Source organism: Shewanella psychrophila, from assembly GCF_002005305.1.
Classification (GTDB): domain Bacteria; phylum Pseudomonadota; class Gammaproteobacteria; order Enterobacterales; family Shewanellaceae; genus Shewanella; species Shewanella psychrophila.
Map to the genome: position 1 here is coordinate 4,853,603 of NZ_CP014782.1, position 26,056 is coordinate 4,879,658.

Annotated in this window: 17 protein-coding genes and 2 pseudogenes; 4 read left to right on the forward strand and 15 right to left on the reverse strand. The window is 44.6% G+C overall.

Annotated features, from left to right (window positions below; all coding sequences use genetic code 11):
* Positions 1 to 11: 11 nt before the first annotated feature.
* From carB to dnaK, 7 genes are all read right to left on the reverse strand, one after another.
* Positions 12 to 3,230 (reverse strand): carbamoyl-phosphate synthase large subunit, encoded by a 3,219-nt coding sequence (carB, locus tag sps_RS21030; protein WP_077754289.1) that lies wholly within the window; start codon positions 3,228 to 3,230, stop codon positions 12 to 14.
* Positions 3,231 to 3,249: 19 nt separating this feature from the next.
* A complete protein-coding gene (carA, locus tag sps_RS21035; protein WP_149027327.1) occupies positions 3,250 to 4,407 on the reverse strand; it encodes a glutamine-hydrolyzing carbamoyl-phosphate synthase small subunit in 1,158 nt (385 codons plus the stop codon).
* 416 nt (positions 4,408 to 4,823) lie between these two features.
* Complete coding sequence (gene dapB / locus sps_RS21040) at positions 4,824 to 5,636, reverse strand: 4-hydroxy-tetrahydrodipicolinate reductase (RefSeq protein ID WP_077754290.1); 813 nt, start codon at positions 5,634 to 5,636, stop codon at positions 4,824 to 4,826.
* Between the two features lie 137 nt (positions 5,637 to 5,773).
* Positions 5,774 to 6,391, reverse strand: a complete 618-nt coding sequence (locus tag sps_RS21045) for an FKBP-type peptidyl-prolyl cis-trans isomerase (RefSeq protein WP_077754291.1) — start codon at positions 6,389 to 6,391, stop codon at positions 5,774 to 5,776.
* An 83-nt stretch (positions 6,392 to 6,474) separates the two neighbouring features.
* Complete coding sequence (locus tag sps_RS21050; protein WP_077754292.1) at positions 6,475 to 7,275, reverse strand: M48 family metallopeptidase; 801 nt, start codon at positions 7,273 to 7,275, stop codon at positions 6,475 to 6,477.
* 390 nt (positions 7,276 to 7,665) lie between these two features.
* On the reverse strand, positions 7,666 to 8,796 hold the full coding sequence (gene dnaJ, locus sps_RS21055) for a molecular chaperone DnaJ (protein WP_077754293.1): 1,131 nt from the start codon (positions 8,794 to 8,796) through the stop codon (positions 7,666 to 7,668).
* 122 nt (positions 8,797 to 8,918) lie between these two features.
* Entirely contained in the window at positions 8,919 to 10,841 is a 1,923-nt protein-coding gene (gene dnaK, locus sps_RS21060; RefSeq protein ID WP_077754294.1) for a molecular chaperone DnaK, read from the reverse strand.
* A 391-nt stretch (positions 10,842 to 11,232) separates the two neighbouring features.
* On the opposite strand from dnaK, the gene sps_RS21065 reads away from it, so the two are divergent.
* On the forward strand, positions 11,233 to 12,150 hold the full coding sequence (locus sps_RS21065) for a DMT family transporter (RefSeq protein WP_077754295.1): 918 nt from the start codon (positions 11,233 to 11,235) through the stop codon (positions 12,148 to 12,150).
* 146 nt (positions 12,151 to 12,296) lie between these two features.
* Here sps_RS21065 and sps_RS21070 read toward each other — a convergent pair whose 3' ends face one another.
* Positions 12,297 to 12,965: a hypothetical protein gene (locus sps_RS21070; protein WP_077754296.1), complete on the reverse strand. Its 669-nt coding sequence runs from the start codon at positions 12,963 to 12,965 to the stop codon at positions 12,297 to 12,299.
* A 690-nt stretch (positions 12,966 to 13,655) separates the two neighbouring features.
* Here sps_RS21070 and ati1 point away from each other — a divergent pair.
* Together ati1 and sps_RS21080 are read left to right on the forward strand one after the other, a co-directional pair.
* Entirely contained in the window at positions 13,656 to 14,105 is a 450-nt protein-coding gene (ati1, locus tag sps_RS21075) for an Ati1 family type III secretion system chaperone (protein ID WP_077754297.1), read from the forward strand.
* Between the two features lie 41 nt (positions 14,106 to 14,146).
* Positions 14,147 to 15,250, forward strand: a pseudogene (locus tag sps_RS21080) (VPA0450 family T3SS effector inositol phosphatase); the annotation flags it as partial.
* A 185-nt stretch (positions 15,251 to 15,435) separates the two neighbouring features.
* On the opposite strand, the pseudogene sps_RS21085 reads toward sps_RS21080, so the two are convergent.
* The 3 genes and pseudogenes from sps_RS21085 to bla form a co-directional block, all read right to left on the reverse strand.
* Positions 15,436 to 15,755, reverse strand: a pseudogene (locus sps_RS21085) (DDE-type integrase/transposase/recombinase); the annotation flags it as partial.
* A gap of 462 nt (positions 15,756 to 16,217) precedes the next feature.
* Positions 16,218 to 16,646: a GNAT family N-acetyltransferase gene (locus tag sps_RS21095; protein ID WP_237157900.1), complete on the reverse strand. Its 429-nt coding sequence runs from the start codon at positions 16,644 to 16,646 to the stop codon at positions 16,218 to 16,220.
* Between the two features lie 310 nt (positions 16,647 to 16,956).
* Positions 16,957 to 17,697 (reverse strand): metallo-beta-lactamase, encoded by a 741-nt coding sequence (bla, locus tag sps_RS21100; protein WP_237157901.1) that lies wholly within the window; start codon positions 17,695 to 17,697, stop codon positions 16,957 to 16,959.
* A gap of 349 nt (positions 17,698 to 18,046) precedes the next feature.
* On the opposite strand from bla, the gene sps_RS21105 reads away from it, so the two are divergent.
* Entirely contained in the window at positions 18,047 to 18,355 is a 309-nt protein-coding gene (locus tag sps_RS21105) for a DUF3303 domain-containing protein (protein ID WP_077754301.1), read from the forward strand.
* 287 nt (positions 18,356 to 18,642) lie between these two features.
* Here the strand turns inward: sps_RS21105 and sps_RS21110 are convergent, their stop codons facing one another.
* From sps_RS21110 to sps_RS21125, 4 genes are all read right to left on the reverse strand, one after another.
* A complete protein-coding gene (locus sps_RS21110) occupies positions 18,643 to 19,917 on the reverse strand; it encodes a glutamate-5-semialdehyde dehydrogenase (protein WP_077754302.1) in 1,275 nt (424 codons plus the stop codon).
* Positions 19,918 to 19,975: 58 nt separating this feature from the next.
* Positions 19,976 to 21,094, reverse strand: coding sequence for a glutamate 5-kinase (gene proB / locus sps_RS21115; RefSeq protein ID WP_077755803.1), 1,119 nt, complete (start codon positions 21,092 to 21,094; stop codon positions 19,976 to 19,978).
* Positions 21,095 to 21,293: 199 nt separating this feature from the next.
* Complete coding sequence (locus sps_RS21120) at positions 21,294 to 22,583, reverse strand: NCS2 family permease (RefSeq protein WP_077754303.1); 1,290 nt, start codon at positions 22,581 to 22,583, stop codon at positions 21,294 to 21,296.
* Between the two features lie 1,738 nt (positions 22,584 to 24,321).
* Positions 24,322 to 25,863 (reverse strand): M17 family metallopeptidase, encoded by a 1,542-nt coding sequence (locus sps_RS21125; protein ID WP_077754304.1) that lies wholly within the window; start codon positions 25,861 to 25,863, stop codon positions 24,322 to 24,324.
* Positions 25,864 to 26,056: the final 193 nt, after the last annotated feature.

Sequence of the window (26,056 nt, forward strand, 5' to 3'; positions counted from 1 at the left end):
AACATCGAATCTTACTTGATGCGTTTATGCAACTCTTGTATCGAAGTCACAGTACTTCTGTCATCGGCAGCATGTGCCATACATGTCGCAAAAGCAGCATTCAGAGTCGTGGTGTAATCCACCTTGTATCGCAATGCACCACGTCTAAGCTGGCGAGAATCTTCAATCGCTTGACGCCCTTCGGTAGTGTTAACGATATAGGTATATTCACCATTCTTGATACGGTCAAGAATATGCGGACGCCCTTCATGTACCTTGTTGACCAGACGTGGATTAATCCCCGCCTCGCCTAAGATAATTGCTGTACCATGGGTAGCATCGATTTCATATCCCAGAGCAATAAGGTTCGAAGCCAGATCTGCAACTCTTTGCTTATCGCTGTTACGAACCGATAGCAAGGCACGACCGGATTTAGGCACGGCAGCCGTGGCACCAAGTTGCGCTTTGGCGTACGCTTCGGCGAAAGTATCACCTATGCCCATCACTTCACCGGTAGAACGCATCTCAGGGCCAAGCAAAGGATCGACACCCGGGAACTTGTTAAACGGCAACACGACCTCTTTCACCGAGAAGAAAGGTGGAATCACTTCCTCGGTAAAATTTTGCGACTTGAGGCTTTGACCCGCCATAACACGGGCGGCTATCTTAGCTAAAGGTACACCGGTCGCCTTAGACACAAATGGCACTGTACGTGCGGCGCGAGGGTTAACTTCGATCATATAGATCTCATCATCCTTCACGGCAAACTGTACATTCATCAAGCCAATAACCCCAAGCTCCATGGCCAACTTGCCAACCTGTTCACGCATGCGGTTCTGCACATCTTCACTAAGACTATAGGGAGGCAATGAACAACCTGAGTCACCTGAGTGTACGCCGGCTTGCTCGATATGCTCCATGATAGAGCCGATAACCACAGTCTCACCATCACAGATAGCATCGATATCGATCTCAATGGCATTATCTAAGAAACGGTCAAGCAAGACAGGAGATGAGTTTGACACGCTCACAGCTTCATTAAAATAGCGACGCAGGTCTTGCTCATCATAGACGATTTCCATCGCACGACCACCGAGTACATAAGACGGACGTACAACTAACGGATAACCGATACGCTCAGCCGAGATAATGGCACTTTCCACTGTAGTCACGGTATCATTTTCAGGCTGCTTCATCTCCAGACGCTGAATCGCCTGCTGGAAACGCTCTCTGTCTTCGGCGCGGTCAATCGCATCAGGGCTTGTACCTATAATAGGTACACCGGCTGCTTCGAGCTCACGAGCTAACTTAAGCGGTGTTTGACCACCATATTGCACGATAACGCCCTTAGGCTTCTCGATGCGAACAATCTCCAGCACATCTTCCAGAGTTACAGATTCGAAATAGAGTCTGTCGGACGTATCGTAATCAGTTGATACAGTCTCAGGGTTACAGTTGACCATGATGGTCTCATAACCGTCTTCACGTAATGCGAGAGCCGCATGAACACAACAATAATCGAACTCGATCCCCTGGCCAATTCTGTTAGGTCCGCCGCCTAAGATCATGATCTTGTCACGATCTGATGGGTTCGCCTCACACTCTTCCTCATAGGTAGAGTACATGTAAGCGGTGTCCGTTGAGAACTCGGCGGCGCAAGTATCGACGCGCTTATAGACAGGATAAATCCCATGCTTATGACGCAGTTTGCGAAGTTCTGACTCACTGACACCAAGCAAATCTGACAGACGTAAATCGGAGAAGCCTTTACGCTTAAGTTGGCGCAAGAAGACCTCATTCAGGCCCGACATGCCAGTGTCTTTAACCTGAGTCTCAAAATTAATCAGATCTTGTATCTGTACCAGGAACCAAGGATCAACATTAGTCAGCTCGAAGATATCATCGAGAGAGAGGCCGGCACGGAAGGCATCGGCAATATACCAAATTCTGTCTGCGCCAGGTTCTTTGAGTTCATGGCGAATTCGCTGCATCGCATCGGCGTCTTCGATATCGATAATGGGATCTAGACCATTCTTACCAACTTCCAGACCACGTAAGGCCTTTTGCAGTGATTCCTGGAACGTACGGCCAATGGACATCACTTCACCAACCGACTTCATCTGAGTCGTTAGACGGTCATTTGCACCGGCAAACTTTTCGAAGTTGAAGCGCGGCATCTTGGTAACCACATAATCGATAGCTGGCTCGAACGAAGCGGGTGTATTACCACCAGTAATATCGTTTTTAAGCTCATCGAGAGTGAAACCTACAGCAAGTTTTGCTGCAATTTTCGCAATAGGGAAACCTGTTGCCTTAGACGCTAATGCCGAAGATCGAGAAACACGTGGGTTCATCTCGATAATAACCATACGTCCATCTTTTGGATTGATACCGAACTGTACGTTAGAACCACCAGTCTCGACACCAATCTCACGCAGAACCGCCAGTGATGCATTACGCATCAACTGATACTCTTTATCTGTCAGAGTCTGCGCAGGAGCCACAGTGATCGAGTCACCGGTATGAACACCCATGGCGTCGAAGTTTTCGATAGCGCAGACTATGATGCAGTTATCGTTGCGATCACGTACCACTTCCATCTCATACTCTTTCCAACCGATAAGAGACTCATCGATTAGCAACTCACTGGTCGGAGAAAGGTCTAGACCCAATGTACAGATCTCGACGAACTCCTCCCTGTTATAAGCGATACCACCGCCACTACCGCCCATGGTAAACGATGGGCGAATAATACAAGGAAAACCAACTTCAGCTTGAACCGCATGAGCTTCTTCCATCGTGTGAGCGATGCCCGCACGTGGACACTCAAGACCAATGGCCTTCATCGCCTTATCAAAACGGCTACGGTCTTCGGCTTTATCGATAGCATCGGCAGTAGCACCGATCATATCGACATTAAATTCTTTCAATACGCCTTTGCTTTCCAGCTCCAGAGCACAGTTAAGCGCCGTCTGGCCACCCATAGTAGGTAGAATCGCATCGGGGCGTTCTTTAGCGATAATGTTACGAACAACTTCCCAATGAATAGGCTCGATATATGTTGCATCGGCCATCTCGGGATCTGTCATGATCGTGGCAGGGTTAGAGTTAACAAGAATAACTCGATAACCTTCTTCACGTAGCGCCTTACACGCCTGGGCACCGGAGTAATCAAACTCACATGCCTGACCGATAACGATCGGACCCGCACCCAGAATAAGAATACTTTTTATATCTGTACGTTTTGGCATTGCTTAAACCTTCTCCTGACTACTTGGCGTTTTGACGATATAGCTCGATAAGTTCAATGAAGTGATTGAACAAAGGCGCTGCATCATGTGGACCTGGACTCGCTTCAGGATGTCCCTGAAAGCTAAATGCAGGTTTGTCTGTCAAATGTATACCTTGCAATGAGCCATCAAACAGTGACTTATGAGTCACCTTGATGTTGGCTGGTAAGCTTGCTTCATCAGCAGCAAAACCGTGGTTTTGGCTGGTGATCATCACATTACCTTGCTCAAGGTTGCTCACTGGGTGATTGGCACCATGATGACCAAACTTCATTTTAAGGGTTTTAGCACCGGAGGCGAGAGCCAACAGCTGATGACCGAGACAGATACCAAAAACAGGGATCTCTGTCTTGAGGATCTCTTGAATTGCTGCAATGGCATAATCACATGGCTCTGGATCACCTGGGCCATTAGACAAAAATACGCCATCGGGCTTCATCGCCAGCACTTCAGCTGCTGGTGTCTGAGCAGGCACTACGGTGACATCACAACCACGGTCAACCAGCATACGTAATATATTACGCTTCACCCCATAGTCGTAGGCAACGACCTTGTATTTGAGTTCTGATTCTGGCTTATCTTCGGGTAGACCACCGACTAAACGCCAGCTACCGTTACGCCATTGATACGCTTTATCAGTGGTCACTTCTTTGGCTAAATCCATGCCTTTTAAACCAGGGAACGCTTTCGCTTCGGCTAGTGCCTTAGCAATATCATCCTCACCGACTAATATACAGCCCGCTTGCGCACCTTTTTCTCGTAAAATACGAGTCAATTTTCGAGTATCAATATCTGCGATACCAACAATATTGTTAGCTTGTAGATATTCACTCAGAGCTTGCTGGTTACGAAAGTTACTGGCGAGAAGAGGAAGATCTCTGATGATCAGACCACGAGCATGGACTGCATCAGATTCAGTATCTTCATCATTGGTACCTGTGTTACCAATATGAGGATAAGTAAGAGTTACGATCTGGCGAGAATAAGAAGGATCTGTAAGGATCTCTTGGTAGCCAGTCATTGAAGTGTTAAAAACCACTTCACCAACAGCATGTCCATCGGCACCAATTGCTGTGCCAGAGAATACAGTTCCATCTTCGAGTACAAGTAAGGCAGACTTTGTCAACGCGACCTCCATAAAAGAGCCAAGCCACTGAAATATAATGTTTTGTTTGTTTTTAAAATACCAACTTTCGCAAGAATACGAAATTTTGACAAATTCGGACAACTATATACGTGTTTATTAAGCTTGTCTACATATTAAAAATTTAAATTATCAACACATTTTGATAATACATAACTCCCCTTCTGACACCAGCTTGGTATCCGGGGATAACTCTTACAAAAACAATTCCATGTATAAACCCCCTCATACACCATGACCTACAAGGATGTAGGGATTGCCTAGAAATGTCAGGAACATTTCAGGTACCATGGTGTTCGGGGATAAATACTTCCGTGTATAAACCCCCTCATACACCATCCATGGTGTTCGGGGATAAATACTTCCGTGTATAAAAAAACCGCCTAATTGGCGGTTTTAAAAAATAGTAATTATTTGAGACCTAATACCTGCTGCATATCATAGAGTCCGGCATCTTGATTGACTAACCATACCGATGCTCTCATAGCACCATTAGCAAAGGTCATACGACTCGATGCCTTATGGGTGATCTCCAGTCTCTCACCGATATCGGCAAACATAGCAGTATGCTCACCAACAAGATCCCCAGCACGTATGGTAGAAAAGCCTATGGTTTCGCGATCTCGCTCACCGGTTATACCCTCACGACCATACACTGCACATTTTTTAAGATCACGACCCAGAGTCTCGGCAATCACTTCGCCCATCTTGAGTGCCGTACCTGAAGGAGCATCTTTCTTATATCTGTGATGACCTTCAATAATCTCTATATCAGTGTAATCACCCATGACTTCGGCCGCTAACTCGAGCAATTTCCACATCAAGTTCACTCCGACAGCCATATTAGGCGCCATAACGACTGGAGTCTTAGCTGCTGAAGCAGAGATCAACTCTTTTTGAGCATCATTAAAACCTGTTGTGCCAATCACTATGGCTTTACCATGTCTGGCACACCAATCAGCATGAGCAACACTCGCTTCAGGGGAGGTAAAATCAATCAACACATCGAAATCATCGACGGCCTTATCCAGTGAATCTGTGATGGGTACGTTCATCGAGCCCACGCCAGCAAGCTCACCGGCATCGACGCCTATCAAGGTAGAGCCAGCTCTTTCGATCGCAGCACCTAAATAGATAGCAGGCTGAATTCGCGCAGCTTCAATAAGAGTACGCCCCATACGACCACTGCCGCCTGTAATAGCCACTCTTACTTGTTCACTCATCGTCTACTTCCTTTAATGCTATCTAGATAAATTATATAACGTGCAGCCTGCCTCTTTATAGTCATAAAAGAGGAACTGACAATTCTTATTCTAAAAAAATGCCTAAGGGTTAACTTAGGCATTTGATTGATACTGAATTAAAGAATGTCGAGTAATTCGACTTCAAATACCAATGCGGAGTATGGCGGGATAGAAGCGCCTGCGCCGCGCTCACCGTATGCCAGGTGATGAGGAACATAAAGCTTCCACTTTGAACCGACGGGCATAAGTTGTAGTGCTTCAGTCCAACCAGCAATAACGCCAGAGACTGGGAATTCAGCAGGCTGATCACGTACGACTGAACTATCGAAAACATCACCAGAGATGAAAGTACCGTGATAATGAGTACGAACCGTCGAATCTTGACTAGGCGTTTCGCCTTGACCTTCGTTAAGAATCTCATATTGAAGGCCAGACTCAAGAGTCACGATACCGTCACGCTTAGCGTTCTCCCCTAGGAAAGTTTCGCCTTCAGCAGATGCAGCTTCTGCAGCCGCTTCTTGAACTTTCTGAATACGCTGACTGATCTCTGTAAATGCAACTTGAAGATCTTGCATAGCGACTTGGCTCTCTTTACCTTCGAAAGCATCAGATAGACCTAGCTGAACAGCTGAGATATCGATACCTTCAAATGAATTAGCAGCCAACTGCTCGCCAAGCTGACGACCTACGCCATAACTTGCTTGGGCTTCAATACTAGTGAACTTGTCAGACATAATGATTTTACTCTCAGTAATTCAATTTAATTTCGCGCGATAGTTTACCATAGTTAAAAACTGTGATCTTAATTACATTAAATTTATTTCGTAATTTGACATCGATTTTGGTCTTTATCTTTGTTTGCCAGATAAAGTGGCATTACTTGAGCTTGCATTTGAGCTAAATCATCGATTCTATGGCTATGAGATGGGTGAGTAGATAGCAACTCAGGTCCTGACTCCCCTCCCACTTTGGCCATGTTCAGCCAAAGGGCCATACTTTGGCTCGGATCGAACCCAGCTCGTGCCATCAACTCCACTCCCATGATATCGGCCTCACTCTCCTGTTCACGGCCATAGGGTAATATAAAGCCAACTTGAGTACCTAAGCCAAGCGCTGCCATATACAGGTCTTTATTACTCACACCGCCTACACCGAGTGCCGCATCGGCCATTTGCATGCCGATTCCAGTCATTTGCCCGCGGGATACCTGCTCATTGCTGTGATTAGCCAACACATGTGCCACCTCATGTCCGATAACCGTCGCCAGCTGGTCTTCATTTTCGGCCACATTTAATAAGCCGGTATAAACCCCGATATGACCACCAGGCAGGGCAAACGCGTTTACTTGCTTAGACTCGAATACCACCACATCCCATTTCATTGATTTATTGGGTAAAACTCGAGTCACTCGATTAGCAACGCAATCAACATAATTCACCAGCTTGCTATCCTTACTTACTTTCTCCTGCTTCTTAATCTGCTCAAATGATTGATCTCCCATCTGGTTTATTTCTTGAGATGAAAACAGCAAGGTCTGCCCACGCCCGGTAGGTGATTGATGGGTGGCACAGCCTGATAAAATCATGGCTGAAAGAAATAATACAGGTATGGATTTCATCTGTGGTGAGTCCTTTGTTTTTAGAAGTAACTAGGTAAAGAGGTTCTAGTGGCTAGGATGTAGAGTCTATCAAATTTCAGCAACATTATTATCATGAATAAGTCACTACATTGTTACCCTCGTGTTCATTTTAATCCAGAAGGTAGAAGGATGGAGCAAATGCCGAAAAATGCCTGGAACATTTTTGGCCTCGTGAAAACCCCCTCCATCGCAGCCCCTGCGATCGGGGATAACTCTTGTTAAAGGGAGGTTCATATACAAATCCCCTCTTGCACCATCCATGGCGCCCGGGGATAACTATATCCATATACAAAAAAGCCCCGCTTGCTTATTCGCAATGCGGGGCTTTATTCACTAATTAAATTTCAGCGATAGCGCTATGAAATTAAATTAGGTGTTCAAGTCTTGAAAGAACTTCTTCACACCGTCGAAGAAACCTTCGGCTTTCGGGCTATGCTTCTTGGAAGCATCCGAAAGAGTCTCATCGAATTCGCGCAACAACTCTTTTTGACGTTCGTTAAGTTTGACTGGAGTTTCCATGACAACCTTACACAACAAGTCACCCACAGCATGACTGCGTACAGACTTAACGCCTTTACCACGCATGCGGAACATACGACCAGTTTGCGTCTCTGAAGGTATCTTAAGGTTCACCTTACCATCGAGAGTAGGCACTTCAATCTCACCACCTAATGCGGCTTTACCGAATGAAATCGGTACTTCACAATAGAGGTTATTACCGTCACGAACGAATATTGAGTGCTCACGAACGCTCACCTGTACGTAAAGGTCGCCAGGAGGTGCACCATATTCACCGGCTTCACCTTCGCCAGATAAACGAATACGATCGCCGTTGTCGACTCCCGCAGGAATCTTAACTGACAAGGTCTTGCTCTTCTCAACACGACCTTCGCCATGACACTTATTACAAGGATCTTTAATGATCTTACCGCGTCCATGACAGGTAGGACAGGCTTGCTGCACCGCGAAAAAACCTTGGCGCATCTGTACTTGGCCTTGACCATGACAGGTACCACAGGTTGTTGGCGAAGTGCCCTTCTTAGCACCACTACCATCACAGCTATCACAGGTAGTCAGCTTGGGAATACGTAACTCTTTAGTCAGACCTTTAACCGCTTCTTCCAAAGACAGCTCTAGGTTATAACGTAGATCACTACCACGAGCAGCCTGACGTTGACCACCACGACGGCCACCACCGAAGATATCACCAAATACATCACCGAAAACATCACCAAAATCGGCATTGCCACCGAAACCACCACCGCCACGATTAGGATCGACACCTGCATGACCAAACTGGTCATAAGCCGCCTTTTTATCGCTATCGGTAAGGATTTCGTAAGCTTCCTTTACCTCTTTGAAGCTGGCTTCGGCAGTTTTATCGTCTGGATTGCGATCCGGATGAAACTTCATGGCCAAACGTTTATAAGCCTTTTTAATTTCACGCTCGCTGGCATCGCGGCCGACGCTTAATACTTCGTAATAATCTCGCTTTGACATATTCTCACGCTTTCTTTGCTGATGTGGTAGCTGTAGTCGCTAATCTTGTAGCTCAAATCACAACTACGGGCGTTAGAGTTTCCCCTAACGCCCGTATTCAATAACTCAGGGGTTAGCCTATATTATTTCTTGTCATCTTTCACTTCTTCAAACTCTGCATCAACAACATCTTCGTCTGGCTTAGCAGCTTGTGCTTCGCCTTCTGGAGCCTGCTGACCTTGCTCAGCTTGAGCCTTAGCTTGAGCAATTTCCATCAACTTCGAAGATGCTTCCATCAGCTCTTGAGTTGCTTTGTCAATTGCTTCCTTGTCTTTACCCTGAACCGCAGTTTCGACAGCAGTAATGGCAGTTTCAATCTTTTCTTTTTCGTCGCTTGGCAAGGCTTCACCAGCTTCTTCAATCTGCTTCTTAGTTGCGTGAACCATGCCATCAGCCTGGTTACGAGCCGTTACCAACTCTTCGAACTTAGCATCTTCATCAGCATGGGCTTCAGCATCACGTACCATAGCTTCTACTTCTTCATCACTTAGACCTGAAGAGGCTTTAATAGTGATTTTCTGTTCTTTACCTGTCTTCTTATCCGTTGCTGATACATGCAAGATACCATCGGCATCGATATCAAAAGCAACTTCAATTTGTGGCATACCACGTGGAGCAGCCTCAATACCTTCCAGGTTGAATTGACCCAAAGACTTGTTACCGCTCGATTGCTTACGCTCACCCTGAAGTACGTGAATAGTCACAGCACTCTGGTTATCATCAGCAGTAGAGAATGTTTGGCCAGCCTTAGTCGGGATAGTTGTGTTCTTCTCGATAAGCTTAGTCATCACGCTACCCATGGTCTCAATACCTAGAGACAGAGGTGTAACGTCAAGTAGCAATACATCTTTCACTTCACCAGAAAGTACACCAGCCTGAACAGCTGCACCTATGGCAACGGCTTCATCTGGGTTAACGTCTTGACGAAGTTCTTTACCGAAAAACTCAGAAACCTCGGCGCGAACCTTAGGCATACGAGTCTGGCCACCAACAAGAATCACTTCGTTAATATCAGAAACGCTAAGGTCTGCATCTGCAAGAGCAACTTTCAACGGCTCTAGAGTACGAGTGATCAGGTCGTCAACCAGAGACTCAAGTTTAGCACGAGTGATCTTAACCACTAAGTGCTTAGGACCTGTCGCATCGGCAGTGATGTAAGGCAGGTTAACTTCTGTCTGTGATGCACTAGAAAGCTCAATTTTTGCTTTCTCTGCAGCTTCTTTAAGACGCTGCATAGCCAATGGATCGTTACGTAGATCGAGACTTTGCTCTTTCTGGAACTCATCGGCAAGATACTTAATCAAACGGTTATCGAAATCTTCGCCACCTAAGTGAGTATCACCGTTAGTCGCAAGTACTTCGAATGTCTGCTCACCATCGACACTATCAATTTCGATGATAGAGATATCGAAAGTACCGCCACCTAAGTCGTATACAGCAACGATGTTATCGCCTTGCTTCTTATCGATACCGTAAGCCAGTGCAGCAGCAGTTGGCTCGTTGATAATACGCTTAACTTCAAGACCCGCGATACGGCCGGCATCTTTAGTTGCTTGACGCTGTGAATCGTTGAAGTATGCAGGAACGGTAATAACCGCTTCTGTTACTTCTTCACCTAAGAAATCTTCGGCAGTCTTCTTCATCTTCTTCAAAGTTTCTGCAGAAACCTGAGGTGGAGCCATCTTCTTATCGTGAGCTTCAACCCATGCATCACCATTATCTGCAGCGATGATCTTGAACGGCATAATGTCGACATCACGCTGAACTTCGTCATCTTTAAAACGACGACCGATAAGACGCTTAATGGCGTAAAAAGTATTAGTTGGGTTTGTCACAGCCTGGCGCTTTGCAGGTTGACCAACCAAAATCTCATCGCCTGTGTAAGCGATGATTGAAGGGGTAGTACGATCGCCTTCGGCATTCTCCAATACGCGTGGTGTGTCGCCGTCTAATACAGCTACGCAAGAGTTTGTTGTGCCTAAATCGATACCAATAATTTTACCCATGGGGTGCTCCTGAAATCTTTTCTTTAATAATGCTAAATTTGTTATCTGATGGAGATATGGGGTTAACTAAAAACAATTTCAAGCCTGAAATAAAGTTAGTAAGAAATAGTTCTTAAGAATTTTGTTTCAACGAACGACTCGTTATATCAAGTTTTACTTTGGCCTAAACCGACCCCATAATCTTGCCTTAACCTCTATATTGGGTCGTTTACATTGATTACAAGTGTAAAGAGATAAAAATTGCACACTTGAGCATTTTTTTGATCTTAGACTCAAAATCACCATAAAAAATACCGTATAATGCATGCAATCCAAGAGTGCGTTATATTCGGCTTAATGAAATAGCTGGTAAATCGTGTCGTAGTCTCTGCTGTAGTTAAGAGTAAAATCATTGAAACAATCAAATCAGGCCTATCTGTATGGCATTGGCGCCATCTGTCTTTGGTCAACGGTCGCCACCGCCTTTAAACTAGCACTCGCACATTTCAGCCCACTGCAGTTGGTATTTGTCGCTACCGTCACATCTATTTTTGCCCTGAGCTTTATTTTACTGATCCAAAAAAAGCTACACCTGATAAAAGCACAATTTAAGTCGAAGCCACTATTTTACCTGCAGGCAGGCTTACTTAACCCTTTCCTTTATTACCTAGTGCTTTTCAAAGCTTATGATCTGCTACCGGCTCAACAGGCGTTGTCCCTAAACTATACTTGGGCCATCTTGCTGCCTCTATTGTCTGTACCACTCCTTTCCCAAAAACTGAGAAAGAGTGATATGACAGCTGCTATCGTCGCCTACTTTGGTGTTTTTGTTATCGCGACTCAAGGCAACCTCACGAATTTCTCCTTCGAGAGTGGTACAGGTGTCATCCTTGCGCTAACAAGTACATTACTTTGGTCTCTTTACTGGATAATCAACACCAAAGACAAGGGAGATCCAGTCGTGAGTCTACTGCTCAGCTTTTTGGTAGGTTTCCCTTTCATTTTAGTCACCTTGTTATGGACTCAAGAACTACCCAGTTGGAATACACAAGCGTTCGCAGCTGGGATCTATGTAGGCTTATTTGAGATGGGAGTCACCTTCGTACTCTGGTTGGTGGCACTGAAAAAAGCGGAAAGAACGGCGAGTATCAGCACCTTAGTCTTCATGTCCCCAGTCATGTCTATCGGTTTTATCGCCTGGATTTTGCAAGAACAGATAGCCAGCTCGACTTATATAGGTCTAGCGTTAATTTTAACCGCACTGGCTCTGCAACAACTACTGCCTCACCTAAATAAACTAAAAAGAAGCGACCCCAGAGAGTCGGCTTAAAACAGAGACTAAGATCCATTTAAAAGCCCACCTTTAGATAAAAGCGGTGGGCTTTTTGTTCTGTTATTAATATTGCTACTAGCGACTACTTAATATAGGTACGGCTGTAGCACTAGTCTAATTTCTGAAAAAGCTGATTCTTTAACTCAAAGCTTATGATGTACATCTATTTGACCGACTCCCACATTCACATTCAATCGACCAAAGCCTGTTTCATCTTCTCTTTCATACGTCTGCATAACAAAGTTTCTATCCACGTCAACCTGCTGCCCTTGTAGATTAACTGATACTTCACCAACACCCGACTCTAACGAAACCGAGCTAAACAAAATCTCATGATTCACTTCCGCATGACCGACACCTAAGTCGATATCTATGCTGTTTTCCATGTTATTGACCTCAACTTGACCAATTCCCATGTTAAGATTTATCGCGGCATGACGAGGTAGGTAGACAATCCACTCCTGCTTAACATCATCTTGCTCGGTTAACTTAAGTTCAATTTCTTTAGACGCCTCTACAACATCGAGTTCAACGTCACTGATATCTAAGCTACTCCAAAGGGAAAACCAATTGCTCTCGCTAGGAGTGACCAAGACCTCAACATGAATATCTTGCTCATCGGTAGCAATAAACTTAACTGAACCAATATCCATATCCAGCAATACTTTCTGACCATCATAAGCATAAGTCTGACTCAGTGACTTAGCGCTATCAGCCGACGCAGAGGTCACAGCTAAAGAAGAAAATGCGGCAGAAACAACCATGACACTGCTCAAAGTTGCTGTAAGAAGTTTTTCCATTAGCTTGTTCATGTTCGCCATCCTGATATTGAAATCCCTAGGGGTATACATAGACAAGGCAAAATTTAAGCCAAACTTATTTTTTAATTGTATTTCAAACAATTAACTAAGTTGAGTCTAATTGAGTCGGCGGGGTTATTGTCGTTTATTAGTGGGTTGGGCTAATGGTTGGTGATTTTTACTATAGATTTGAGAACTTGTCGGATAACAAGTTTTAAGTCTCTTTTTAGATTCGGTTCATTTGGCTGGTTTTGTATTTGGGTGTCATCTGGTAAGCATGGCTTCGTTGGTACCTATCACCTGACGTGGGTTTAAGTGCAAACACTTCTGCGACATGGCGCCCCATCTATTAAAGGAATGGGTTCCTATAGTCTCCTTAATGTCGAAGGTCACAGACGCATTCACACCATGTTATTAATCTCTTCGATTTGGCTTTTCTCGACATGACAAACAAGCTTTTGGACAAAATCAGGTTAGAGCATGAGGTCTAGTTAATCTGACATTGATTAGACAAAGTACATTGATTTATCCGAAAGCCCTAATTCGCTCAGCCCCTTTATCTTTTTTATTTAAAATAAATTGATCAAAATAATAAAAATTTACACCCATATCTGATATCCCATTACACCTTCACATCTTAAAATCCTCTAAACGTCAAATAGTAATACCAATCAGTCAATTTAAGGTAAAAAATAGAAAATAATGGATATCTACCAAGAGAGTATCAGTTTTTTAGGTGACAGCGTCGACTTTGATGAAAACGATCTATTTCAATGCGAATTAGTATCAGAAACAAACGAACATGATGATGCCCTTTTCCTCACTATTTTTAAGAACGAAACAACCATTAATCTGCATATTTCGGTAACAAGCCCTGTTGAATTACCAACGCCGCTACCTGATGCATTAGCTGTCGCAATCGGTGAACATGCGCTAGAACCGTTTAGAGGCGGTTTTGGCGTCGGTTTGATGCCAGATAGCCGTCGACTATCGATTTATAAGGTAATTTCCCTATCGAACAAACCTCAAGGTTACGTTCAAAACACCTTTCAGCAACTGTTAGAAAAAGTTGAGCAGTGGCACCTTTTTATCGAACAAATGGATAACGCAGAAACGGTATCTGAAAAACCGCCTGTCGGTATTTTCATTTAATTCATCCCGTTATTGAGCATATTAAGAAGTGAGGTTAGTTCATGTCAACAATTCAAATTAATAGCCAGCACCGAGGTAACTTAGACCTCGCGAATATTCAAAACATTAAAGCCAACGCGAAAGAAGGTGACACCCTTAAGTTTGGTTCTGTGTTTGGTAAAGAATACAGCGTCACTAAAAATAGCGATGGTGAGATTAGCCTAAAACAGAAAGAAAACCGAAGCTTTTTCAACCGCTTTTTTAGCAAAACAGATTCAGCAAAAAATAGTGATTTAAAACTGAATGTGATGAACCAGCAGCTGCACAAAAAAGAGAGCAGCAGCAACGTAAAGGTCTTAACGTTAACCTACAACCAGGCTAACCAAAAGATGCCCGAAGAGACAAAGAGCTATTTCCAAAATCTCATCCAAAAGGGTGACTATGATGTGGTCTTGTTTGCCGAGCAAGAATCCAAACTGCTCGCCAGTGATCTAGAGCTAGATAGCATGAACATGCTTAGCCAAAACAAAATGAAGGTAATGACGAAAGGTCTTGGTGAAGGCGTCAGTTATACATCGATGTCAGTTTTTGCCAAAGATGGCGTCGATATTAACGTGAAAAAAGAATCTGAGTATCGTCACGGTATTGGTGGACGAAACATGGAGTTCTTCATGGGTATCACGGGTAACAAAGGCGGCGTGAAAACCGCTCTAGAGATCAATGGCCAAGATTTAACCGCCATTTCTGCACACTTAGATTCCAACAAAGAGGCGAAGCGTGAATTGGAAGGAAACAAGTTGATGGAAGGAATCAAACCGAATGAAGAGGTTCTGATCACCGGAGACCTAAACGAGCGTGAGAAGCGAGTTGCCGAAGGTTCTGACGTAATGTACGACCCTGTTGCACACGATGATACGCACCTAGCCAAGCATGGCTTCAAGTTCAAACCACTCGATAGCCATACCTACATGCAGCTTGATTCAAGCGGTAAAATTAAGCAGAAAGAAGGTCGAGATCGCCCAGATTTTGGTGAGTTAGACAACACGGGGCTGACCAACAAAACCGGTAACTTTCAGAACCTAGAAACTACGGTACTTGCTGATGGCTTTGACAATGCCAGTGACCACAAGCCGGTACAGTCTACATTTGAAGTGAAAAGCCAGTCTTAATTACAGCCTCTTCCTTTTGGGTATTTTTCTTAACAGCGTTATCTACGCCTTCAGGTCTCCTGAAGGCGTTTGGGATTAACTAGTATCGAATAATCCACCCAAACTCGAAGTATAAGATCACAAAAACGGGGTTGTTGCAAAAACTGAATCAAGTAACTTCCCCTTGATTATTTAACACCGGATTAAGCACCAACCGCCTCAATATCGAATAACAGATTCATGAAGGCAGATCTCTCCCTCACGCGCAACTTTTCATCGTAACCGCGTAACCAAAAATAAAATTGTCCCTTGTTGAGCATCCGTAATGTCTCAAGCCCGCTTTCGTATCTTGAAACCACCCGTGGCGACAATCAGCTTCTTAATCGGAGCGTGATCCTACTCAATCCCGTTATTTAGATACTTTACTTATCGATGCTCGACATACTTCCGAGGCGGCCTTCTTGTTTAAGCGTGCAATCGCATTGTCGTAAGAAGAGTGCTTGTCCGTGTTCAGTACTTTAGGGGAGGGGAATTCCATTAAGCTACCCGAGAATCTTCGTAGGTCGAAAATAATAATGGGGCAAAGGCGAGTTATAGAACACTAGTAATAAACCACAATCGAAGAAGTAAATAACCAAGTGTAGATGCGGCTGCGAGCTTCGGCAGCATGGCAGTTCTCTGACATCCATGTCACCACTGCATTTGTAAATCTGACCTATAGGGATATAGGAAATGTCTTATGTATGTCTGGAACATACAAGACCATTCACATCAGACGCAGCTACAGAGACTACAGGGGCGGACTCTTATGAAATCAAGAACCAGCGTCTCGCTGAAGTATCTACATATAATCCCGCTGCAACTGGTAGATTGCAATCAAGGTACAACCTTCAACAAATTACCCAATATATAATCAGCCAGAAGCTAAAACAGAAAATGTCAGCTAGCTTCATTTGAAGCTAGCGATAACTCAAGTAGAATAAAATTATTGATAATTTTTTATCATAAAATGTCTAGCTGGACTGCCAGGAAAAGCAGGCACCGTTCCTACAATTTCAAAACCCAACTTTTGGTAGAAGTCAGGGGCTTGATAAGACAATGTATCAAGCTGGGCAACGAGGCAGCCTCGTTTCTTTGCCTCAGCTTCTGCTAGCTCCATTAATCTGCGCCCAAGCCCTGTGTCTCTGGTTTTCTTGTCTACCCACATCACGTCAATTAAAAAATTCCTATAAATAGTCTGTCCAGAGACACCACCAATGACTTTACCATCTTCATCACGAGCAACCACTGAAAGAGGCAGAGTCTCTTCCGGTCCCATATTTTCATATTTATGCTGTCGAACACCTGCAACCAGCTCATCAAAGACTGCACGATCTTTTTCATTAATCACTTCAATTTTTACTTCAACTTCCACTGCAAGGCCTCCAAGCCAAAATCCACAACAAACAGAAGCCTATTAACTTGTTAGCACAATGTAAAGAGCACTAACCTATCAAGTCTAAATAATAAAAAGAGGTTTATTGCGAATAACGAGTGTGGACACGGCTGTGACCTTCCGTGACAGGGAGCTCACGTCAGAGCTCACAGGGATGTGCTTGCAGCGTGTCACTGAAGTGTTTACACATGCGCCTGCTGCAAGCAATAGATAACCATGAAGGTACAATCTAAAATCCGCTACCAAATACCAATATAACTTCGCCCCTACAACAAAATGAAACCTAATTTCATTTCAAGCTAGCAAACTCCTTGGTGATCGCCATCGTATGATCAATTATCGCTGAACCTTCGACTCCATCTCCATGGCCAGGAAATACCAGTTTCGCATCAGCATACTTGGCTTTCACATTACTCGCAGAGTGGTACCAGTTTGCTAAGTCAGCATCTCCAGTCCAACCTAAACTGTTTGAGCTATTAGACTTTAAAAAGCAACCGCCAATCAATATCTGCTCTCCCGGTAGCCAGACAACCAGATTATCCATGCTATGACCTGCACCAGGAAAAAACGCCTCTATACTGCCTTTAACAAATTCGAATTTCCCACTTAAAAAAGTATGATTCGCGATAGGCTTATCTTCCTTTTTTAATAATGCATTGGTCATGTCTGATGCATAAGTATCAAAGCCAGCTTTATCTAGATAACCTAACCCAGCAGCGCTATCGGCGTGATAATGTGTAACTAACGCCCCTTTTAGTGATAAGCCTTTAATTTGCAGCCAGCTCATAAGATCGGGCATATCGGAGACGTTCCATGGCGTGTCGATAAGATAAGCATCCTGGTTATCTATATAGATAAAAGAGTTGGCATCCATCTTAACAGCCGGCTTGTCAGCAGAAAGCTGCACCTCTTGATGGGACCGAACCAAATAAAGTGTCGGTAACACCATCTCTATCTCAATAACTTCTGAAGACCAATCAGCTTGATTAGATATCTTATCCAGAGCAGCCTGACTTGAACTTATACTCATTATAAATAGCAGAATAGACGTAGGAATAATGAATGTACCTAAAGAGGAAAGTACGAAATGGTACATTGAAACTAGCAAGCCTAGACATTTTGACATAACAAAACCTTATCGGTAAATATGCCCTTAATATATCGATCAATTGTGGCGAAATTATAGCGCGATAATGGCAATCTGCTGTTTTGAGTACTCAGCCGCCATATAGCCCTAAAATGTTTCATATTGAAGACATTCAATAACCTTACTTCATTCTTACAAGTTCAACCTACAACCTCAGCTGTAAAAGCTAAACTCCGACTATAATTATGATCCCGATCCAAGCAACAAACAGATCCTTAATGGAGGATTCAAGATGTTATTTCTTATCTATTGGGAGTTAAACGAAGAAACGGATGCTCTGGCCAGATTGCAGGCGGCAGAGAAGCTAACCGCAGCTGAGCTATTTCCACCTCAAAACGTAGAAGTGATCCGATTTGATGCCTCACCAGATCTATGGGGAGTAACCATAGTAGAGGCCAACGATGTTGAAAGTATTGCTAATGTCATCAACTCATGGCGCATCGCCTGTCCGGGAATATTTAAATCCACAAAAATATCCCCCGCACGCCCAGTACAAGAAGCCATGGCCTCTGCTGCAGAAATGATTAAGAAATTAAGCTGATGCCGTAGAAGAGGTAAAAGTCCACTGGATCCCCGCTCAAAATCATTGCGGGAATGACGAGCTATAAAAACCAGTGATTAAACTCTCTTGCCTGAAGCTGAAAAAATATGCTCGAAGAGGCACCCTGATTTTGAATAGTTCAGTGTCGGTACTGCTGCGAGCTTCCATTACCAGAAAATCGAGGATGGAAGGTTTGAGTTTAAACAAACCTTCCAATACAACTAATGGCAAATGAACCGAAATAAAATGTACGCCCGCTTGATTCGAAGCGACTTCTCACTAGGAAATTAGCTCCGAGATGTATATTCACCGACTCCGATCCACTTATAGGTGGTCAAGGCTTCCAGCCCCATGGGACCACGAGCGTGAAGTTTCTGGGTACTCACTGCTACCTCGGCGCCTAGACCAAACTGGCCACCATCGGTAAAGCGGGTACTGGCATTGATGTAAACAGCCGCCGAATCCACTTGATTGATAAACGCTGCCGATGCATGAATATTGTCGGTTAAAATCCCTTCCGAGTGTCCACTGGAATAGGTTCTGATATGACTTATTGCCCCATCCATATCATCGACAATCTTGATGCCTAATGTTAGTGATAACCACTCTTGAGCATAGGTTTCTTCGGTTGCAGTCTCAATTGCCAACCCTTGCTTTTCTGCAATAGCGATTGACTTGCCGCAACCATAAAAACTCACACCTAATGCAGTAAGTGCCTGGTATAGCTTAGGTAACATAACATCAGCGATATCTCGATGGATTAATGCCGTATCCAGCGCATTACACACTGTCGGACGCTGCACCTTAGCGTTGGCGATGACTTGGATAGATTTCTCTATATCAGCATCTTTATCGGCGTAGAGATGACAAATACCTACACCGCCCAAAATAACTGGTATCGTCGCCTGCTCGGCGCATAAACGCTGAAGGTTAGGACCACCGCGAGGCACTATCATGTCGACATATTGATCGAGTTTAAGCAGAGCCGATACAAGGCTACGGTCCGGACTTTGAATAAGCTGCACCGCATCGGCGGGTAACCCCTGCTCTACTACAGCCTCACGGATCGCTTCGCTCAAGGCTAAATTAGACTGCAAGGTTTCCTTGCCACCACGCAATATCACGGCATTACCAGTCTTGAGCGCTAAGACGGCGATATCCACTGTCACATTAGGGCGCGCTTCATAGATAACGCCGATGACTCCAAGGGGAACCCGACGACGGGACAGACGCAGACCATTATCTAATAGCTGGCTCTCAAGCTCAGTGCCGACAGGATCACTCAGGTTTATCACGTTATCGATATCTGCAATCACAGCCATGAGGCGTGACTCATCCAGTAACAGACGATCGACCATAGCATCATTGAGGCCGTTCTCTTTCGCAGACGCCACATCTTTTGCATTAGCAGCGACAATGACATCACTCTTTTCATTTAACTTAGTCGCAATGGCTTCAAGCAAAGCCTTTTTTTGCAAGCCATTTAGACCCGCAAGGGCATAACTTGCCTGTTTAGCTTGCTGACCGAGTGCCTGTATATATACTGCGTTATTCTCTATCACGTCTCTTCATCCTAAATTTTTAGAAGGATCCGCAACCTAAGATCCATTCATCTTCGTTTTAAAGAACGACCATATCGTTGCGATGAACGATGGCATCACCATAGTCATACCCGAGCAGAGACTCAATATTATCTGAATGCTCCCCCGCTATCTTAATCAGGTCTTTGGCGCTATAACGGCTCATGCCTCTCGCATATTCTTTACCGTCACTGTCAATAAGTTGCAGCGTCGCCCCACGGTCGAACTCTCCCAACACCTGAATGATACCTTTAGAGAGTAAGCTTCGTCCTTTCTGAGTCACTGCCAATACAGCACCTTGGTCGAGCACGAGTTTACCTTTGGTCGCCTGGCCCGCTAAGATCCATTGCTTACGGCTCTCCAGAGGATTTTCCAGCGCGGTGAAATGAGTGCCTACAGGCTCCTTACAGACAGATTTCTGTATCACCTGTGGATGATGACCCGAAGCGATAACCACCTCGACACCTGCTCGTCGGGCAATATCAGCCGCTTCGAGTTTTGTTGCCATTCCGCCAGTTCCCAGACCGGAGACGGCACCACCAGCAAGTAATCTCAAGCTATCGTCTATATTGACCACTTGTTTGATCAGTTTGGCATCGGGGTTTGAACGAGGATCGGCATCGAATAAGCCCTGCTGATCCGTTAACAAGATAAGCAGATCAGCATCACAAAGCAGCGCCGCTCGGGCGGAAAGATTGTCGTTATCACCCACTTTTATCTCATTGGTCGCTACCGCATCATTCTCATTGATGATGGGAATGATGCCCTGAGCAAGCAGAGCATTGAGTGAATCTCTGGCGTTAAGGTAACGCTCCCTATCATGAAGGTCGGCGCGCGTAAGTAAAAGTTGGCCAACATGGAGGCCATAGATACTGAAAAGTTGTGACCAGGCTAAAATAAGCTGACTCTGACCAACGGCGGCTAGAAGTTGTTTATTGGCTACCGTATCGGGGAGTTTGGGGTAGCCTAAATGCTCGCGACCTGCCGCGATCGCCCCCGAAGTACACAAGACGACTTCCACACCCGCTTTCATCAGCGCCGCCATCTGCCTTGCCAACTCAACCATGTGTGCCTTATCCAGCTGTTTACTGCCGGAAGTCAGCACACTAGTTCCCAATTTCACCACTATGCGGCGATAACCAATCTCACTTAAATTCATTGTCATTATAAAAAAAGAGCCGAACTTAGCGTTATACCCAATCCTGAGGCTAAATGGTAGTCAACTGGCTAAAAGAAGCATTAAATCCATTAAGTTGTGAATAAAAACCATAAAATAAGGCCATACACTGTATGACCTTATATTTTATGTAGTAATCCCACGTTAATAGTATGCAATATTCACTTTATCACTTAACTCATTAACCGTAGATAAACTTAGCAATAAAGAGTACGGCCAACACCACCACACCGACACTCAGATCTTTATAACGGCCGCTCATCAACTTGATCACCGCATAAGATATAAAGCCCATGGCGATCCCGGTAGCAATTGAAAATGTCAGTGGCATCAAGATACACACAACAACTACTGGTGCCGCTTCAGTCAAGTCTTCCCACTCAACATGAACCAGACCTGACATCATCAAAATTGCCACATAGAACAGCGTACCTGCTGTAGCGTAGGCAGGTACCATGCTGGCAAGTGGCGAAATGAATAACGAGAGTAAGAAAAGGAGTCCAACCACCACAGCAGTTAACCCAGTTCGGCCACCTGCACTGACCCCGGCAGTAGACTCAATATAACTTGTGGTCGTCGAGGTGCCCAACATAGCGCCAGCAATAGTCGCTGTACTATCGGCAGTTAATGCGCGTTTCAGCCTGGGCAGGCGCCCCTTATCATCCAGAAATCCGCCACGCTGAGCCACGGCGACTAAGGTGCCAGAGGTGTCAAATAAGTCGACAAATAAGAAGGCGAATACGACCGATATCATGCTGATCTCCAACACACTGGCCAGATCCATCTTCATAAAAGTCGGCATGATAGAAGGAGGCATAGAAACTACCCCAGTATATTGTACATCACCAAACACCAAGCCAAGCAGGGTAATAGAAAGAATGCTCACCACCACTGCCGATTTCATGCCCCGTTGCACCATGGCAATTATCAAGAAAAATCCCACTGCCGCCATAACGGCAGGAAATGCGGTGATATCTCCCATAGTCACCAGAGTCACAGGACTCGCTACCACTATCCCTGCGCTCTTCAAGCCAATCAGCGCGAGGAATAAGCCAATACCCGCGGCGATCCCAAGCCTCAAGGACATGGGAATGCTGTTAACGATCCACTCTCTTATTCTCACCAAAGAAAGAACCAGAAAACAAATTCCTGATAAGAATACAGCCCCAAGCGCCGTCTCCCAGGTGTAACCCATCTCGCCAACCACGGTATAAGTGAAAAAAGCATTGAGGCCCATGCCTGGTGCTAAGGCAATTGGATAATTAGCCACAATTCCCATGACCAAACAGCCAATAGCCGCAGCCAGACAGGTTGCCACAAACACGGCGCCATGATCCATGCCTGCATCAGCAAGCATCATAGGGTTAACGAAAATGATGTATGCCATAGTTAGAAATGTGGTTAACCCAGCCACCGCCTCCTGCTTCAACGATGTATGGTTCTCTTTGAGTTTAAATAGTTTTTCTAACATGACGCTCAATCCCTGAATATGATTATGTTGGAACATGTGATCCGAATGGGCCTATAGTCAGTGAAATCTAGCTAAATAACAAACACTGAAAGGCAAACACTGGAAGGCTATAGATGTAAAAACTGGATTAGACTCGCGATCTTGCACAATACATATCTCAAACTTCGAAATAAAGGCAAAAAAAAGCCTGCTCAATGAGCAGGCCAAGACTAATTCAAGTGTTCCAAATGGAAAGAGTTTCTGCGCTAACAGTTACACTGGTATATCGACTCGCTCAAAACGATCATCAATATACAACTCGAGTCATAATATCCCAAAAGGGAAAAGGGTTGATAGATGGTAACTAGCTTGCTATCACAAGGGGTTAACTTAGATGATAGAAGGGACAGTCAGCCCTTTTGTTCTCTACAGATCTACTTCTAAGGAAGGTTAGTCCTTGAAGGTCAACGGGTATAATCCGCCACGTAAAGTATCGGTACAAAACCAAGTGCTATGCCAATAAACGTACTGCATTCCGGTATAAGACATAATCAATACTCCTAAACAAAGTTGTAAAACTTACTCTAGTCAAACTTGGTACTGCGTTAATCTAAACGCGATACCTCAGAGTCAACTTGTCGCTCGATTCCTTGGAGAATTATCCATCCTGGATAGACTTAGAGGTGGAAGGCATCATTGCCTAACCAACGAGAGAGATTATATTCATTTCGTAATTAAATTACAAGATTTAATTCTAATTAACGTAAACAAAGCAAAAAACAGTCACATTTAGTAATTAAAGCACAAAGAGAGTTATTAGAGGCTGGCATAAAAGACTGGTATAGAGGGAGCATTGAGCATTGAATAATACACAAAAGGAGCTCACTTAAAATAATCGAAAAAAAGCCTGCTCAATGAGCAGGCAACGACTAATTTCAAGCGTTCCGAAAGGAAAGAGTTTCCGCGCTAACAGTTACACTGGCTTATCATTCAGATATCCAACATTAAATTGAATAACTTAACAACAAACCTCTTGAGTCTAAAGATCCCAAAAGGGATTAAGGTTGATGGATGGTAACTAGATGGTTATCACTCAATATTCAAAATAGTGAAGTAAATAACAGGGTAGTCAACCCTTGAAACTAAAACCACAAGAAGGGTTAGTCCTTGAAGTTCATTGGGTACAAGCCGCCACGCAAAGCCTCAGTACAGAACCAAGAATTTTGCCAATAAACGTACTGCATTCCAGTATAAGACATAGTCAATACTCCTAACAAAGTTGTAATTAAATTACCCTTGTCATTCATGCTTATTGTCAGCGGGTTAAGCCTTAAAAAGCAGAAAAAACACGATAGAGTCAACTTGTCGCTCGATTCCTTGGAGAATTATCCTTCCTAGATAGACTTTATTGAAAGAGGCTGCTTGCCTAATCAATGGAGCCATTATAAATAAATGTAGTTTTATTACAAGCTTTATTTGATCTAGATTAATAAAACTTAATTATTACCCAGATATGACGCAACAATGCGTAATTTTACAACAGGAAAAACGTTTTTAGGTTATACACCTACTTATTCAAACAAAATGAAATTTTATAACAAGAATGGAGCCTATAGACACTCAGACCTGATGCTGCAGATAAAAAGGCCCATAGAGACAGATCTCCATGGGCACTCAAGCCCGATGCTTCTAACAGATACGCTGCCGGATACTGATGACCTCGAGCCGTTACCGATAGTAGATACCCATTAACTCTTAATCACTTACTTATAAGAGTCATGTACTTATATAAGCCGACCAGTGGGGTGGCCGTCGGGCTGCCGTAAAGCGGATGGCCTTCGGTGGCACTGCCAGCGATATCCACATGAGTGAACGCCATAGGCTTATTAGAATGAAGGCCATGGGCACTCAAGCCGGATGCTTCTAACAGAAACGCTGCCGGATACTGATGACCTCGAGCCGTTACCGATGATGGTCCATTATTGGATGAGAGAATATCCGCCGCGCCTGATGGGTCAACTATCTTGGCAAAATCTTCGCGGCGCAGCACTGACTGCTCGATAGGCTCACCCCAAACCTGACCTAAATGAGCCATATTGGCAGCCACACCCGCCTGCTTCGCCACAGCATTTTCCACGGTAGCGGTATATCCGCCGAAACAACGCACCACATGGCCGGTTAATGTCGCCACCGAAAATAGCTCAGGCTTAACAGATTTTTCAGCTTTAATTCGCAAATGAGAAAGCAAGTCCGCCAGCACGAGTCGGCCTTCCGCATCGGTATTGCCAATTCTGACTCGAACGCCGGCATGGCTGGTGATGATTTCATCAGTAACGAAGGCTTCACTGCCTATGCTGTTACGCACTAAGCCAAGCTCGGCAACGACACGAATCCCCTTAGGCTTAAGCATAGATAGTGTCTTCATCAGGCCAGCAACTGCCGCCGCCCCACCTTTGTCTCGGCTCATACCTGCCATGCCACCAGCTACCTTGATATCGGCGCCGCCGGTATCATAGATAACGCCTTTTCCCGCATAGAAGTAAGTATGCTCTATCTCACCTTCGCCGACATACTCAAGCTTTACTACACGGGGCTGATGCCTTGAAACCGCAAATGAAGAACGGCCTACCGCACTGAGCAGAGGATAATCCCGCTCCAATACATCTCTGTCTTCTACCACACACATCGTCAAGCCGGAATCTTGATAGGCGGCAACACAGTAATCGGCAAAAGCTGGCGCCGACATACGCTCAGGCTCTGTGCCACACAGATCTCTGGCTAGATTTCTACCGGCTTCTATGGCGTTCAGGCTCTGACTAGCTTGAGTAGAATTAAACAGACCAATAGCCTCGAATGCTGGCGTATCGCCACTGGCTTCACGTCGCTCAAGTGCTCGCCATAGCTCCTGTCCACATGCTAATGCGGCAACTTGAGTCGAAAATTGATAACGCTCCTCACGGTTTATTGCCACAACTAACAAAGGACGAATAGCACCGGCATCTTTGGCCAATTTAATTCCAGACCTGGCCGCATCGGCAAAGATACGCACATCTTCAAAATCATCTTGGCTGTTTTTCACCGGTGAGATAATCAAGCGGCCACCAGCGAGTCCTGGGGCAAACAACAGGGTCGGCGATAGACCTACGCGCTTGTCGACCTTAGCACCGTGCTCCGCCAGCAAGGTCACCTCATCGAAACCAGATTTACTGATATCGGTAGTCACCACAACTAAAGCATCCCAACCACTGCCTTCGAAGATTGCATTATCATCGAGTACATCAACAAAATTAACCTGAGCCATGAACCATCCTTCTGCTTGTGAGATCGTGTCATTGAATTCTATAAATCACAGATAAAACCTTGTTTTAAATGCGTCATTACAGAACACATATTCTTATAGCTATTAGCAACTAGCGTGCATTTATTGCTTGGTATTATTAACCTAAGTGGTGCCCATGCCAAGTGCTTATAAAATATTGCTGGAAACTTTGTAT